Genomic DNA, 15,001 nt, shown 5'->3' on the forward strand with positions numbered 1-15,001 from the left:
CCGCCCGACCACAAGGATCTCCTCCTCCCGTACCGGCGAGAGGGAGTGCTAGGGAACAGGTTCGCCCGGTGGCGGATCAGTGACGACGATCCGGCCTGACCAGGCCCAGTTTTTCGATTCGGTAACGCAGCATGTCCCGCGTCAGGCCCAGCAGGCGGGCGGACTTGGTGACGTTCCAGTCGGTCTTGTCGAGCATGCGGATGACCATGTCCCGCTCGTCTTCGTGCTCGGCGCCGTGGCCGTTGGTGCGGTAGCCGCCGGCGGGCTCTTCCACCAGGCTCGGGCAGATGCGCAACTGGGCGGCGGTCACCAGTTGGCCCTGGGCGAGCAGCACGGTCTGTTCCAGCATGTTGCGCAGTTCGCGCACGTTGCCCGGCCAGCTATAGCCCTGCAGCAGGTGCTCGGCCTCGGAGGAGAACTGCAGCCCCGGCTTGCCATAGCGTTTGCCGTGCTGGCGGAGGAAGTGCCGGGCCAGCAGCAGGACGTCGTCGCCGCGCGCGTACAGCCGGGGCACGCGGATGGAGATGATGCGCAGGCGGAAGAACAGGTCGCGGCGGAACTTGCCCTGCTGGACCATCTGTTCGAGGTTGCAGTTGGTGGCGCTGATGATGCGCAGGTTGACCTTGCGTTCCTTCACCGAGCCGATGCGGCGGATGGTGCGGTCCTCCAGCAGCTTGAGCAGCTTGGCCTGCAGCACCAGGTCCATTTCGCCCACTTCGTCGAGGAACAGGGTGCCGCCGTCGGCCGCTTCCACCAGGCCGACGCGGCGGTCCTTGGCGTCGGTGAAGGCGCCCTTCTCGTGGCCGAAGAGCTCGGCCTCCAGCAGGTGCGCGGGGATCGAGGCGCAGTTGAACTCGACGAAGGGCCCCTTGCTGCGGGCGCCGTCGAAATGCAGCGCGCGGGCGATCAGTTCCTTGCCGGTGCCGGTCTCGCCCTCGATCAGCACCGCCGGCAGCTCGGCGTCGGCCATGCGGCTTTCGGCGTCGAGCAACTGGCGCACCATGGATTTGACTTCCAGCATCGCCGCCGAGTCGCCGATCAGCGCCGCCAGCCCGGCGTCCTGTGCGGCGCGGGCCTGGTAGAAGTCCAGCTTGTGCTCCAGGCGTTGGGCTTCCAGGGCCTTGTCCAGCAGCAGCTTGAGCTCGGCCAGGGCCACCGGCTTGGTCAGGTAGTGGAAGGCGCCGGCCTTCATCGCCTGCACCGCGTCCTCGATGTTGCCGTAGCCGGTCATCATGATCGGCTTGATCTGCGGCGCGCGGCTGCTCACTTCGCGGATCAGCTCATGGCCGCTCATGCCCGGCAGCGAGTTGTCGGTGAGCAGCACGTCGGGCACCTGCTCCTGCAGCAGCGCCAGCGCCTCTTCGGCGGAATGGCAGACCAGCGCCTCGTAGTTCTTGCGTTCGAGGTAGGTCTGGATATTCCCGGCCAGCAGTTCGTCGTCTTCGACAATCAGCACACTGTGTTCCATCAGCCCCGCCCCCCGGCAACCTTGAAGTTCAGGCAGATGCGGGTGCCTTCCCGCTCGCGGCTGGTCAGGCTGACCTTGCCGCCGAAGCGCTCCATGATCCGCTTGACCATCACCAGGCCCACGCCCAGGCCGCCCTGCTTGGTGGTGTAGTAGGGCTTGAAGGCCATGGTTTCCTGCTTGCGCGTCATGCCCTGGCCGGTGTCGGTGATGGCCAGCAGCAGGTGTTTGCCGCTGGCCTCCGGCGTGACCTCGATGCGCAGCAGGCCGCCGTTGGGCATGGCTTCGAGGGCGTTGGCGAACAGGCTGTTGAGCACCTGGGCCAGCAGCACCCGGTGACTGACCACCGCCGGCGCCGCCTCGGCGATGAACTCCACCCGCACGCCGGAATGGCGGATCTGCTGATCGAAGCCATGCAGGGCCTCGCTGATCGCCGCCACCGGTTCCACCGCCTCGGAATCGCCGGACAGCGGCCGCGCTGAAATCAGCAGCTCGCGCACCCAGGCCGACATGCGGTCCACCTGGCCGATGATGTCGGTGATGTTCCTGCGCACCGGCGGCTCCACCAGTTCGTGGGCCAGCTCGGCGCTGGAGCGGATCGACGCCAGCGGGTTGCGCAGGCTGTGGGCCACCGCGGAGGACATTTCGCCGAGGGCGACGAAGGTTTCGTTGGCGATCAGTTGGCTCTGCTGCTGCTCCAACACGCCCGAGGCGCGGCGCACGATCCAGAACAGGCCGAAGTAGATCAGCCCGCCGCCGATGGCGGTGGCCATCCAGATCAGCACGAAGCCGCGCTGGATGCGCTGCACCAGATCGCGGGGCTCCTTGTAGATTTCCACCACCGTGGCCACGTTGCCCTGGTCGTCCAGCAACGGGATGTAGTTCTCGATGAACAGGGTGCGCGGGGCGCGCAGGAACTTCTGCTCGCTGCGCCCGCCGGTAACCTCGTCATAGCTGGAGGCCACCTGCCTCGGCGACGCGAACGCCTGCGCCAGTTCCGCGTTGTCGCTCATGTCCTTGCCCACCAGCGCCGGGTTGGTGGACCAGACGATGACCCGGTCGGCGCCGTAGATATTCGCCAGCAGCGCATCGGGCAGCATGGCGATGTGGTCGAGGAACTCGCTGCGTGCCCGTTGCCGCGCGGCCAGCAGGTGCTGCGGCTGGTGGCCGTCCTGGCGCGAGTCCAGCAGCTCGCCCATGGTCATGCTGGACGGCAGCGCCACATGGCGGATCTCGGCCGAGGCGATGGACTGGATGAACTGCGAGCTGAGCATGGCATCGCGCTCGATGCTCTCGGTCACCACGAACCGCGTGGAAATGATGCCCAGGCCGATGGCCACGCTGGCGATCACCACCAGGCTGACCAGCGAGAACCAACGCAGCAGGTTGAAAGGCGGCGGAGGGGATTCGCCGGTCTTGCCGATCGCGTACCTATCCCAGATCACCGACAGAGCGCTCATGGAAACCTTCCTATGCGTTGCGTGATGGGTTCGACCCGTCGTGTCAACCGGGCGGCCTTGGACGCCTGTGCCAGTGCATAAACCAGGCCCGTTTTCCCCGAACGGCCCGAAAGCCCCGTTTCAAGCAGCCTGCAGCGAATTCCCCAGGTTTTCCCCCACGCCCCCACCCCCCCCCAACTTCACCCAGTTGTGGGGGGACTCCCCCACCTTGCCGGCCCGCCCGACGGATTTTCCCGGGACAGCCGCGCGCCTTGTGCCACGCGGTTTTGCGAGGAGATCGGGAAACCCTGGCACGCTCGTTGCGGAGGGCCGGGCAGCCAGCCTGTGGCGCAGCGAATCCGCAGGGAGGCGCCCACATTGCAAGAGGAAACGCTCATGCAACGCACATTCTCCAAGGCCACCACCTCGATCCTCCTCATCGTCGCGGCTGACCAGGCTCCGGCCGCCCTGTTCGACGTGGACCCCGGCCCCTACGACCCCGCCATCGGCTCCTTCGCCGCCTGGTACCAGGACACCCACGGCCGCACCCTCGACCTCTGCCTGTCGAAGACCGTCAGCTCGCGAGTACCCGGTACGCCGGACGCCCCGAGCTACATGTGTTCGTTGCTGCCGGAGCCCGGCGTCTACGACGACACCCAGCCACTGGTCTTCCCCAGCAACTTCCCGCCGGAAGCCTTCTGGTTCACCGCCGATGCCGCCATCGTCGACGCCACCAGCGGCATCGACCTGTCTTACGGCGCGGCCCTGGAAGCGGCCTTCGCGGTGGAAGAGCCGGCCGAAGGCGACCAGCTCAGCTTCGCCCGCATCCGCATCCGCGTGGATGTCCCCACCATCGGCACCTACACCGTCACCCACCCCTACGGCGTGGAAGTGTTCGACGTCACCGCGGACGACTTCGGCGACGACGGTGGCCGCGCCATCAACATGACCCGCGACATCGGCATCGGCGCGCCGAAGACCTACACCGGCGCCCTGGGCGGCGACGTCGGGCCCTTCCTGCGCAGCCTCAACGGCCCCTACCTGGAAGTGAACCCGGAGAACGGCCAGACCGAGCGCTTCATCGGCGACCCCAACCTGGAAGAAGCGGTGACCGGCAGCCCGTTCAACACCAACTACGTGCGCATCCAGGGCCCCGGCGGCATCGACCTGCGCACCGAACTGTTCGCCGTCTCCGGCAAGCTTTCCGAGGTCGTTCGCCCGACGCCGCTGATCGTCCAGCGCGCCACCTACTCGCGCAGCGCCGGCGAAGCCGGGCTCAGCAGCCAGCAGGACGTCTTCGTCATGGCGCCACCGCCCCCCGGCACCGCCACCTACGAGGACAGCGCCGGGGCCACGGTGGCCATGAGCGAAGCCAACGCCACCGGCAACTGGTACGGCCAGTCCGCCGCCAGCCCGACCACGCCGGCCAGCATCGAGCTCACCGCCGACAACCGGGTGGCCATCCCGGAAAGCACGCCGACCAGCCTGACGTCGCCGCTGGTGGACGTGGTGCGCATCCAGCGCGCCGAGTACAGCCTCGCATCCGGGCAGTTGACCCTGGTGGCCAGCAGCAGCGACGAAACCTCGCCGCCCAGCCTCACCGCGACCGCCGGCAACGGCGCCGCCATTGGCACCCTCGGCGGCGATGGCGCCACCAGGACCCTGGTCACCAACCTGTCGCCCATCCCGCCGGCCAAGGTCACCGTCACCTCGGCCAGCGGCGGCAGCGACACCGAAGAAGTGGTCATCCTTCCCTAAGCGACCCCAGAGCCGAGCGCTCCCGCGCCAGGAGGCAACATGAACACGTGGTCCCGCCTGTTCCTCACCACTCTGGGTCTTACAGTCGGAGGTTTCGAACTGGCCCAGGCCGAACTCAAGGACGTCCATTCCGGCCCCTACACCGCCGCCACCGGGCATTTCCCGCAGTGGTACCAGGACAACGACGACCTGTCCCTGGAGCTGTGCCAGTCCAGGGCCGTCAGCTCCCGGGCCGGCGGCTACATGTGCACGCTGCTGCCGGAGCCGGGCCTGTACGACGACACCCAGCCCATGGTCTTCCCCAACAACTGGCCCAGCGAGCTGTTCTGGTTCCTCGCCGAAGCCAACATTCCGGCGACGGCCAACGGCTACGAGCTGGAGGTCTACACCGCCGCCATCGAGGCCGCCTTCGCCCAGGAAGTGCCCCGCCTCGGCGACCAGCAGAGCTTCGCGCGCATCCGTATCCGCGCCAACATCCCGGTGGCCGGCACCTACACCGTCACCCACCCCTACGGCGTGGAGACCTTCACCGTGACGCCGGCCCAGGCCGCCGACCGCGGTGGCCGCCGCGCCATCAACATGACCCGCGACATCGGCATCGGCGCGCCGGGGGTGTTCACCGGGGCCCTCAACGGCGACGTCGGCCCCTTCCTCATCCGGGCCGGCGGCCCGCTGCAGGAAACCAACCCCGACACTGGCGAGGTGGAGCGTTTCGTGGGCGACCCGAACGTCCCCGAAGCGGTCACCGGCAGCCCCCTGGCGACCAACTACGTGGAAATTTCCGGCCCGGCCGGGACCATCCGCACCGACCTGTTCTCGCTGTCCGGCAAGATCTTCGACTCCCGCTCCGCGACCCCGGTGGAGATCGAACGGGCCAGCTACCGGCGCACCAGCCAGGGCACGCGCCTGGAGGTCTTCGCCAACGGCCCGGCGAACGCCGAGTTCTGCTACCGGGAGACCCTGGAACTGGTGGAAGGCGGCGCCAAGCCGGCCTGCCTGCAGGACATGGTCAACGACGGCACCGGCTACTTCTTCGCCCACAACCCGGCGCCGGCCGTGCTGCCGCCCTTTGTCGTGGTCACAGCCACCGACCCGAACGGCGTCACCAAGCCGACCTCGGTCTCCGGCGATGTCACCGACGTGGTGAAGATCAGCAGCGCCCGCTACTCCTGGGCCGACCACTCGCTGACCATCGAAGCCAGCTCCAGTGACGAAGTGCAGGTACCCGACCTCGCCGCCCAGGGCTTCGGCCGCCTGACCAAGGCCGGCGTCCTGCAGAGCCTGCGGGTGACCGACCTGGCGCAGCCGCCGGCAGTGGTCACGGTGAAATCCGCCGCGGGCGGCGCCGACACCGAGCCCGTGGTGGTGGTCGGCAGCGCGCCGGAGGAAACGCCCAACCAGCCGCCGGTGGCGGTGGCCGATGCCGCCAGCACCAGCTTCGGCGTACCGGTGAGCATCAGCGTGCTGGCCAACGACAGTGATGCCGACGGCGACCTGCCGCTGACCATCACCGACCTCACCCAGCCGGGTGCCGGCCTCGGCAGCGTGGCCCTGAACGGCAGCACCGCCGTGGTCTACACCCCGCCGCCGGTGGTCAACAGCCCGCTGACCGCGACCTTCACCTACCGCGCGATGGACGTGCGTGGCGAAGCCTCCCTGCCGGCCACGGTCACCGTCAGCGTCAGCCCCAACCAGCCGCCGGTGGGTGTCGCCGATACCGGCAGCACCCTGGGCGTGCCGCTGACCCTGGACGTGCTGGCCAACGACAGCGATCCGGAAGGCAACGTACCGCTCTCCGTGGCCAACCTCACCCAGCCGGCCGCCGGCCAGGGTAGCGCCAGCACCGACGGCACCAGCATCACCTACACGCCACCGGCCACGGTCACCAGCGCCTTCACCGCCAGCTTCACCTACCAGGTACAGGACGCCTTCGGCGCCCTCTCCGCCCCGGTGACGGTGAGCGTGCAGGTGTCGCCGCCGCCGGCCGGCGCCGAGAACCTCACGGTGACCACCGCCGAGTTCACCCTGCGCTCGAACAACCGGGTGACCTGGAGCCTGGACGGCCAAAGCTCGATCACCACCGGCAACAGCCTGCGGGTGCAGGTGACCACCACCACCGGTCTGCTGGACCTGGGCAACGTGACGGTCCCGGCGAGCGGACGCTGGCGGCTCTCGGTCACCACCACCAACGTGACCCCGAGCGCCAACCCGACGGCCACCATCACCTCGTCCCACGGCACGGTGCGCACCGTGCCCATCGGACCGCGCTAGGAGCCGGCCATGGGCAACCTCCGCCTGCCGTGCATCGCCACTCTGCTCGCCCTCGGGCTGGGCAGCGCGGCGCTGCCGGCGGCGGACCTGATGGACAACTTCGACCTGGCCGGCGGCAACGCCGACCTCGCCGGCCCACAAGGCGCCCCCCTGGACCAGCAGGCCCTGGTGCGCCAACTGGGCGAGGCGAACGTCGCGCTGCTGAGCCAGAACGGCCAGTCGCTGCTCGGCCAGATCGTGCAGAACGGCAGTGACCAGGAGGCCTACATCCTCCAGGAAGGCATACAGAACCTGGCGTCCATCTCCCAACAGGGGGTCGGCAACCAGGCCTACATCTCCCAGAGCGGCGCCTACAACCGGGCAACCATCGACCAGGTTGGCGCCTACAACAGCGCATCCATCGTGCAGTCCGGGGAGGGACTGAACAGCAGCGTTACCCAGTATGGAAACGGCCTGAGCGTGCAGGTGATCCAGCACTGAAGGCACCAACAAAACCCCGAACGACTCGCGGGGAAGCATCCCCAGGAGGCAATACCATGTTCCAGTACAAACCACTTGCGGCCGCAGTCCTGACCCTGCTCAGCGTCCAGGCGCTCGCCAACGACAGCAGCTCGACCCAGACCCAGAGCGGCCTGGAAAACGTCGCCGAAGTCCAGCAGGCCGCCGCCGCCTTCAGCGGCGCCACCCAGACCCAGACCGGCGAAGGCAACAACGCCTACGCCGACCAGGCGAACGGCACCGGCACCGTCACCCAGACCCAGGTTGGCGAGTACAACGCCTCCGCCGGCGTGCAGAACACCGAGATGGAGAGCCAGGTCAACCACCAGCAGAACGGCGAGTGGAACAACGCCTACAGCGAACAGTGGTTCGGCGAGAACAGCGCCGCCACCGTCAACCAGGACGGCAGCTACAACGATGCCTTCAGCCTCCAGGACAGCCAGGTCGCCAGCAGCGTGGAGATCAACCAGGCCGATTCGGACAACATTGCCTCCGCCGAGCAACTGTTCGGCGAGGGCAACGTCACCACCATCGACCAGAGCGGCATCGGCAACCAGGCCGGGACCTGGCAGGTGGACCAGACCGGCAGCAACATCGACATCCAGCAGTCCGGCGAAGGCAACGCGACCTACGTCGACCAGAGCCAGGGCATCGGCAACCAGGTGGACGTGTTCCAGACCGGCGAAAGCGGTTACGTCGAGGTCTGGCAGACCGAGCAGGAAGGCAGCCGGGCCGACGTCGACCAGGGCGGCGGTGCGCTCAACGAACTGGTGGTCGACCAGAGCTTCGGCTCGGGCAACCTCGCCACCATGACCCAGAATGGCGACGCCAACGCCGCCTGGGCCGACCAGTTCGGCGCCACCGACGCCACCAGCACCGTCACCCAGACCGGCAATGGCAACCTCAGCCTGACCTACCAGGAAGGCGAGAGCCTGAGCCTGACCGTCAACCAGACCGGCAACGACAACAACGTCTACGCCAGCAACTGGCAGGGCGCCCAGGAAGGCGGCCAGTTCGGTACCGACCAGACCGTGGAACTGAACCAGAACGGCAACGGCAACACCGCCAACTTCACCCAGGAAGGCAACTTCAACGAGCTGTACTTCGACCAGGCCGGCGACGACAACAACCTGATGGTCGCCCAGCGTGACGGCGGCAACCTGGCCCTGGGCACCAGCGAGGGCATCGGCAACAGCGTCGAGATCGACCAGTCCGGCAGCGGCAACGTGAGCGAGACCTACCAGAGCGCCGGCGGCGACAACCTGGCCAGCGTCACCCAGGCCGACCTCAACAACCTCTCCGTCATCAACCAGATCGGTTGGAGCAACCAGGCCTCGGTCAGCCAGAGCAGCTTCAACATGACCGCCACGGTCGACCAGACCGGCACCGGCAATACCGCCATCGTGGTGCAGCAGTAAGCCCGCGCCACCGCCGCCCCTCGTGGGCGGCGGCCTTTTCCCATGCTCCTCGCCGCCCTGCTGGCCAGCGCCAGCCTCCACCTCCACCCCCAGGCCCCCGGCCAGGCCGAGCTGCGCCTGTGCTTCGACGCCCCCTCCCCGGCCATCCGCTACGAACTCCTGGTCAGCGCCCAGGGCCCCGCCGGACGCAGCCAGTCGCGCCAGCGCGGCGTGGCCGACCGCGCCTGCCCGGTACTCGATCGCCTGAACCTGCCCGCCTCCTCGAAGGTGGAAGCCCGGCTGCGCTGGTGGGTCGATGGCGTGGAGCAGGAGCCGGTGACGGCCGAGACAACCCTGTAGGGAGCATGGCGCCTTTCCCTCCAACCGACCTCGATGGGTGGACCGGTGAAGCGTGGTCCACCCTACGCACTCGATCAGTACTCCGTAGGGGCGCATTGATTGGATATGTTCGCGTTAGCTGTTGTGGTTTCAGACGGAGGGCTCCAGCGCGGTTCGTTCAGGCCTCTGCGCCAGCCTGACACAGCCCTCTCCCCCGCCCCTCTCCCGTAAGCGGGCGAGGGGTGACTCGCGCCGACAAGGTGCAAACAGTCCTGAAGCCACCAGCGGCCTGACACCGAGCAGAGAAAGGTGGGGCAGCGACTCCGCCCCTTCAGGTGGCCGAGCGGAATCGTTGCAAAACGGAGCGCAGCGAAGTAACAGCCGAAGGCTGGCCCGAAGGGCGAGCGCAGCGAGTCAGGGGGACGAAACCAGAAACCTCAGCGGAACTCGGAAATCAGCCAGGCGCCAGAGCTGCTAGCAACACGTAACGCAGACAGAGCGCATTGATTCGCCAGGCGGCAGGCCATCCCGCCCTACTGGAGGGAAACCTGCGCGCCCAGGTATTTCTTCAGCGAGGTCTGTTCCACCGACTGGTCGCCGGCGGCTTGCCACAGGTGGCGTTCCACGCCCTGGGCGATCAGGTGTGCCACCGCCGACTCGATGGCCGACAGCACGCAGAGCTGCGCCGGTTCGTTGGTGGTGTAGCCGGCCTCGGCTTCCAGCAGTTCCTTGAACTCGATGAACTTGAACACGCTGGCGCTCTGCCCCACCGAGTAGATGGTCTTGGAAGTCATCACGTTGGCCAGCACCATGCCGCTGCGCACGTCCACCGCGCGCAGGTTCACCGAGACCTGGTCGACGCGGTACTCGTGGGAGGCGCCGATGCCCAGGTAGCGGGCGCCTTCGCCACCGCTACGGACGTTGGTGTCGTAGGCGATGATGCCGCCCTCCAGCAGCAGGTTGGCGGCCTGCAGCGGCGGCAGTTGGCTCTGGATGTTCGCCGGGGTGTTGGGCTTGTTCTGCGAGGCGCGGATGATCTTGCGCTCGGTCAGCACGTTCTGCAGGCCCTCGCGTTCCAGCACCATGAACCAGCCGCTGGCCTGCAGCGCGTCCACCAGCATGCTGGCGGCCCCCTGGGTGACGCTGGTGGAGAAGGAACTGGCCGGGGTCGGCTTGTACTGGCCGGTCTGGTCGCGGAAGCCGTACACCGCCGCCACCAGGCGCCCCTTGGGTCGCGGCAGGTTGAGCAGGTCGTAGTAGGTCGAGGCACGCGGGGTCAGGGTCGGGGTCTGGCCCTCGGTGTCCGCGGGCATCGGCTGGCGCAGACCGCAGCCTTGCAGGGTGGCGAGAAGCAGGACCAGCATCAGCGCTCTGTTCATGGTCGTGGTTCCTGTCAGTGCCCGGATCAGGGCAACAGTCCGTTGACGACGATTTCCGAAACCTCGCCGGTCGCCCTGTCGGTGATCATGATGGTCAGCTGCCCGCCGTCGTCGATCATGTTGATGATGAACGACTCGGTGGTCAGGCTGCCGGTGTTGCCTTCTTCGATATTGGTCAGCAGTTGCGACAGCAGGCGCGACTCCAGGGTGCTGGTGAAGCGTTGCAGGGCGGATTGCCGGGTGCTGGTCGAGGTGCGCGCGTCCGGGTCGTCGTGGTCGTTCTGCGCCTGGGCGTTGTTCAGCAGCCAGGTGCCGTTCAACGGGTTGCCGCCGAAGGAGGGATTGACCGGCGTGTAAACCAGCTCGGTGGCTTGCACCGAACCGGCCAGGCCGACCCCGAGCAGCCACAGGGAAAGTCTGTTCTTGTTCATAGCTCGTCCCTCTCCAGATCGTGGGTGTCTTGCAGGAGGCGCTGCAGCTTCTGCTGGGCGATGGCCTCCAGCACCAGGTCCGCCGCGGCGTAGGCGACGGGTTTGAGTTCGGCGGTGTTCGGCGGGAGAAACTGGCGGTAGAGCACGCGCTGTTCGTACTCCACCCAGACCAGGCTGCCCCAGCGGGCGTCGGGGCGTTCGCGCACCACCAGGTTGAAGTCCAGCTTGCTGGTGTCGCGCAGGCGCTCGCTGAAGTAGCGGTAGAAGTCATGGCCGATGTGGGAAATCGTGTAGTCGACGATGAACCCCATGATTTCGTTGTCGTCGGCGCGCGCCGTGCCCAGCGCGCAGCACAGCGCGAGCATCGCCAGCAGTGGTGCGCGGCTCATGGCGTGGCCCTCGCCGGTGTGCCTTCCATGAAGGCCTTCTCGGCGACGAAGCGCCAGTCGGCGTAGCTGCCCATGCCTTCGAATTCCACCCACTGCGCGGGGAAGTGCGCCTGCTTCATGGGGCGCTGCCGGGACGGGCTGTAGACCCCGGCGATGCGCCCGTCGAAAGAGCGGATCAGGCCCCAGTCGGTGCTGCCGGTGAGCGGGTCCGGGTAGAGCCGGCGCAGGTGCCGCACGGCCTGGGGAAAGCGGTTGTCTTCCAGCAGTTCGTCCAGGCTGGCGGGGTACTGCGCCACCCCCGGCGAGGCCCGGTAATAGCTGCGCAGGGCCTGGGCGTACTGGCTGCCGACCCACAGCAGGTCGCGTTCGCGGGCACGCTGGCTGGCGCTGGACCAGAGCTGTCCGGCGCCGGCCAGGCTCAGCCCCATCAGCAGGACGAGAAAGAGCACGCCGAGGTAGGTGAAGCCCCGCTCACCAGTCCGCATAGAGGCTCCCATCCCGCGCCCGCCCGGGGGCGCCGCTCTTGATGTCGTAGACGCTGCCCGGTGCGCCTTCCGGCGGCGGCAGCACCACCCACAGGTCGCTGCGTTCGGTGATGGGGTCCTGCGGCAGGGCGCGCAGGTAGCGTTGGGCAACCAGTTCCTCGATGGAATCAGGATAGCGCCCGGTGTCGCCGTAGAACTGGTCCAGCGCCTCGCGCATCACTGCCAGGCTCTGGCGCAGGGTGGTCTCCTTGGCGTTGTCCAGGCTGGAGAAATAGCGCGGCACGGCGATGGTCATCAGGGTGGCGATGATGGCCATGACCACCAGCAGTTCGATGAGGGTAAAACCCTTGGCCCTGGTCATGGTCACCACTCCCGGTACGGCGTGCCGTTGAGGCCGTTGCCGTCGGCCAGGGAATACACGTCGAACACATCCGCGCCGGGGCGCGGGTCATCCGCCGGGCTCGAATAGGACCGCAGCCCCCACTGCTCGGCCGGCTCCAGGCGAGCGTCGGCGAAGGGGTCGCGGGGGATGCGGCGCAGGAAGTAGAGGCGCTCGCCCTTGACACTGCGCAGGTCGCGCACGCCGTCCACCAGCACCTGCAGCGACGGCGGGTAGCCGGAGCTGGCCACGGACTTCTCGATGTGCCCGGCATCGGCCGCCAGCTTGTAGGTGTCGATGGCGTCGCGAATCGCGTAGAGCGCCACCTTGAGCTCCTGCTCCTTGCCGCGGCGGATCACCGTTTCGGCCAGCGGCGCGGCGATGCTCGCGAGCAGGCCGAGGATGGCCATGGCGATCACCAGCTCGATCAGCGAGAAGGCGGCCTGGCGCTGCATGGTTCAGGGCCTCCCGCCGATGGACGCGGGGCTGACCACCACCGCCGGGGCTTCGGGCAGCTCCACGCCCAGGGCTTCCACCGGACCGCGCACCGGCGGCACGCGCATGCTGCTCTCGGTGCCGGAGGGGAACTCCATGTCGTAGGGGCTCTGGTACGGCAGGTTGCGCACGATGCGCGGGGTGATGGAGAGCACCAGCTCGGACTTGCCGACCGTGTCCTTGTTGCTGCCGAACAGCCGGCCCAGGCCGGGGATGTCGCCGAGGCCGGGAATCTTGTTGCCGGAGTTGGCCTGGTCGTTGCGCACCAGCCCGGCCAGCACCTGGGTTTCGCCATCGCGCAGGCGCAGGGTGGTCTGGGCGTTGCGGGTGTCCACCTGGACCGGGATGGTGCCCTGCTGGGTCGGGGTCAATGGCGTGGCGTTGCTGACTTCCAGGGCGATCTTGATCGCCACCTCGTTGTTCAGGTGCACCGTGGGCTGCACCTCCAGCTTCAGGCCGACGTCGAGGTAGGTGATGCTCTCGGTGATCACCGGGCCCTGGGTGGAGGGCACCGAGGTGGCGCTGACGATGGGCACCCGCTGGCCGATGTGGATGCGCGCCTGTTCGCGGTTGCTGACGCGGATCACCGGGCTGGCCAGGGTGTTCACGTCGTTGTCCTGGGCGTTGATCTTCAATTGCGGCGACGGCGAGATGGTGATGCGGTCGGAGCCGATGCCTTTGAGCTGGTCGAGGATGGTCACCGGCGAGCCGTCGTCGTTGATCACGCCGAAGGTGTTGGGCCACTGCAGGCCGAGGTCGAGGATGCGCTGGCGCGCCACCTCCATCACTTCCACTTCCAGCACCACTTCGGGGTTGGACTGGTCCTGGGCCTGGAACAGCTTTTCGGCCATGCGCACCGCGTCCGGGGTGTCGCGCATGGTCAGGGTGTTGAGGCGTTCGTCGATGAACACGTCGCGGGTCTTGAGCAGGGTCTTGACCAGGTTCATCGCCGTCGCCGCGTCGGTGTTGGTGAGGTAGAAGGTGCGCATCACCAGGTCCTGGTAATCCTTCAGCTTCTGCGGCGAGTCGGGGTAGATGACGATGGTGTTGTCGTTCACCACCCGCTGGTGCAACTGGTTCTGTTGCAGCAGCAACTCCACCGCGTCCTCGATGGGCACGTCGCGGACGAAGATGGTGGCCTTGAGGTCCGGGCGCACATCCTTGTCGAAGATGAAGTTCAGCCCCGAGGTCTGCGCCAGCACCTCGAAGATCACCTTGAGGTTGGCGTCGCGGAATTCCAGGGTCACCGGCCGGTCCAGGCGCGACTTGAGCTGCGGATAGGGCACGGCGGAACGCGCCTGGACGACCTCGATGCTGCGCTGCAGTTCGCGCGCGCCCTCGTGTTCGGGGTCGAGGGCGAAGATGCCGCGCACCTGGCGCGAGGCCCCCACTACGTCGCCCCGGCGCAGGTCGGTCTGGCCCTGGCGCAGCATGTCGGCAATGTTGCGCTGCTGCTCGATCAGGCGCAGTCCGTTCAGCGCCCGCTGGTTGTGCTGCTCGATGCGCAGCACGCGCTCGTAGCTCAGCCGCGCGGTGCCGAAATCGCGCTGGCTGCGCGCCAGGTCGCCGTTGCTCAGCAGGGCCCGCACCGCCCGCTCGCGCTGGGTGGTCAGGGCCATCTGCGCGCCGACATCGCGGGGTGATTCGCGGGCGGCCTGTTCCAGCTTGGCCAGGCCTTCTTCGAACTGGCCGGCGTCGATCAGGTCCAGCCCTTCGCGCTGGGCCAAGTTGGTGGCACAGCCGGCCAACAGCAGCAGGGCGATAGCGCAGGTCAGGCGGTTCATGGCGCCCTCCCCACGACCAGGGTCTGGGCGATGTCCAGCGGCAGGTAGACCAGGGTCATGCGCTCGGCGTCGATGCGCCGCACCTTGTAGGTCTTGTCGATCAGGTCGCCTTCGCGCACCACCAGCACCTGCTCGCCGCGCAGCAGGAACACCTGCAGCGCCTGGCGGTCGTCCAGCTTGCCGATGAACTTGAAGGGCAGCGGCGGCGCCGTGGGCCTGGGGGGGGGTGGCGGCGCCGAGGCGGCCATCGCCGGCGGCGGCGGTGGAGCCACGTACCAGCTCTGCGCGGCGAACAGGTCGGCGGCCGGGACCACGGCCGGGGCCTGTGCCACCGGCGCAGGCCGGGCCGTCTCGGCCTGCGTCACCGCTACCGGCGGGCGCGGGCTGCGCGGCATGGCCTGGGGTTCGGCCCGTTCGCCGAAGAATTCGGGGACCACCGCCAGGACAGCGGCCGAACCGAGGAATGCCAACCAGAACAGACGGCGTGCCATG

The 15,001-nt window shown here is 67.9% G+C and carries 15 protein-coding genes; 5 read left to right on the top strand and 10 right to left on the bottom strand.

What is annotated here, in order from left to right:
• Positions 1–76: 76 nt before the first annotated feature.
• Positions 77–1,468 carry a sigma-54-dependent transcriptional regulator gene (locus tag PJW05_RS23240; protein ID WP_271409289.1) on the bottom strand — a complete coding sequence of 464 codons (1,392 nt, stop codon included), beginning with the start codon at positions 1,466–1,468 and terminating at the stop codon, positions 77–79.
• Positions 1,468–2,925 (bottom strand): ATP-binding protein, encoded by a 1,458-nt coding sequence (locus tag PJW05_RS23245; protein ID WP_271409290.1) that lies wholly within the window; start codon positions 2,923–2,925, stop codon positions 1,468–1,470. The genes PJW05_RS23240 and PJW05_RS23245 overlap by 1 nt, the downstream gene beginning before the upstream one ends.
• 375 nt (positions 2,926–3,300) lie before the next feature.
• Here PJW05_RS23245 and PJW05_RS23250 point away from each other — a divergent pair, with 375 nt between their 5' ends.
• The 5 genes from PJW05_RS23250 to PJW05_RS23270 are packed head-to-tail and all read left to right on the top strand — an operon-like array spanning position 3,301 to position 9,188.
• A complete protein-coding gene (locus PJW05_RS23250) occupies positions 3,301–4,662 on the top strand; it encodes a hypothetical protein (RefSeq protein WP_271409291.1) in 1,362 nt (453 codons plus the stop codon).
• Between the two features lie 39 nt (positions 4,663–4,701).
• On the top strand, positions 4,702–6,933 hold the full coding sequence (locus PJW05_RS23255; RefSeq protein ID WP_271409292.1) for an Ig-like domain-containing protein: 2,232 nt from the start codon (positions 4,702–4,704) through the stop codon (positions 6,931–6,933).
• Between the two features lie 9 nt (positions 6,934–6,942).
• On the top strand, positions 6,943–7,413 hold the full coding sequence (locus PJW05_RS23260) for a curlin (protein WP_271409293.1): 471 nt from the start codon (positions 6,943–6,945) through the stop codon (positions 7,411–7,413).
• A 56-nt stretch (positions 7,414–7,469) separates the two neighbouring features.
• Entirely contained in the window at positions 7,470–8,849 is a 1,380-nt protein-coding gene (locus PJW05_RS23265; RefSeq protein ID WP_271409294.1) for a curlin, read from the top strand.
• Between the two features lie 42 nt (positions 8,850–8,891).
• On the top strand, positions 8,892–9,188 hold the full coding sequence (locus tag PJW05_RS23270; protein ID WP_271409295.1) for a hypothetical protein: 297 nt from the start codon (positions 8,892–8,894) through the stop codon (positions 9,186–9,188).
• A gap of 512 nt (positions 9,189–9,700) precedes the next feature.
• On the opposite strand, the gene PJW05_RS23275 is transcribed toward PJW05_RS23270, so the two are convergent.
• The 8 genes from PJW05_RS23275 to PJW05_RS23310 are packed head-to-tail and all read right to left on the bottom strand — an operon-like array spanning position 9,701 to position 15,000.
• Positions 9,701–10,546, bottom strand: a complete 846-nt coding sequence (locus tag PJW05_RS23275; protein WP_271409296.1) for a CsgG/HfaB family protein — start codon at positions 10,544–10,546, stop codon at positions 9,701–9,703.
• 26 nt (positions 10,547–10,572) lie between these two features.
• A complete protein-coding gene (locus tag PJW05_RS23280) occupies positions 10,573–10,977 on the bottom strand; it encodes a curli assembly protein CsgF (RefSeq protein ID WP_271409297.1) in 405 nt (134 codons plus the stop codon).
• Positions 10,974–11,342, bottom strand: a complete 369-nt coding sequence (gene csgE / locus PJW05_RS23285; protein ID WP_271412289.1) for a curli production assembly/transport protein CsgE — start codon at positions 11,340–11,342, stop codon at positions 10,974–10,976. The genes PJW05_RS23280 and csgE overlap by 4 nt, the downstream gene beginning before the upstream one ends.
• Positions 11,343–11,362: 20 nt before the next feature.
• Positions 11,363–11,851 carry a type II secretion system protein gene (locus tag PJW05_RS23290; RefSeq protein ID WP_442969188.1) on the bottom strand — a complete coding sequence of 163 codons (489 nt, stop codon included), beginning with the start codon at positions 11,849–11,851 and terminating at the stop codon, positions 11,363–11,365.
• A complete protein-coding gene (locus tag PJW05_RS23295; RefSeq protein ID WP_271409299.1) occupies positions 11,838–12,212 on the bottom strand; it encodes a type II secretion system protein in 375 nt (124 codons plus the stop codon). The genes PJW05_RS23290 and PJW05_RS23295 overlap by 14 nt, the downstream gene beginning before the upstream one ends.
• 2 nt (positions 12,213–12,214) lie before the next feature.
• On the bottom strand, positions 12,215–12,685 hold the full coding sequence (locus PJW05_RS23300; protein ID WP_271409300.1) for a type II secretion system protein: 471 nt from the start codon (positions 12,683–12,685) through the stop codon (positions 12,215–12,217).
• A 3-nt stretch (positions 12,686–12,688) separates the two neighbouring features.
• Positions 12,689–14,509, bottom strand: a complete 1,821-nt coding sequence (locus tag PJW05_RS23305) for a secretin N-terminal domain-containing protein (protein ID WP_271409301.1) — start codon at positions 14,507–14,509, stop codon at positions 12,689–12,691.
• Positions 14,506–15,000, bottom strand: coding sequence for a secretion system X translation initiation factor (locus PJW05_RS23310; RefSeq protein ID WP_271409302.1), 495 nt, complete (start codon positions 14,998–15,000; stop codon positions 14,506–14,508). The genes PJW05_RS23305 and PJW05_RS23310 overlap by 4 nt, the downstream gene beginning before the upstream one ends.
• Position 15,001: the final 1 nt, after the last annotated feature.

Origin of the sequence: Pseudomonas sp. Q1-7 (genome assembly GCF_028010285.1) — a bacterium.
Classification (GTDB): Bacteria; Pseudomonadota; Gammaproteobacteria; order Pseudomonadales; family Pseudomonadaceae; genus Metapseudomonas.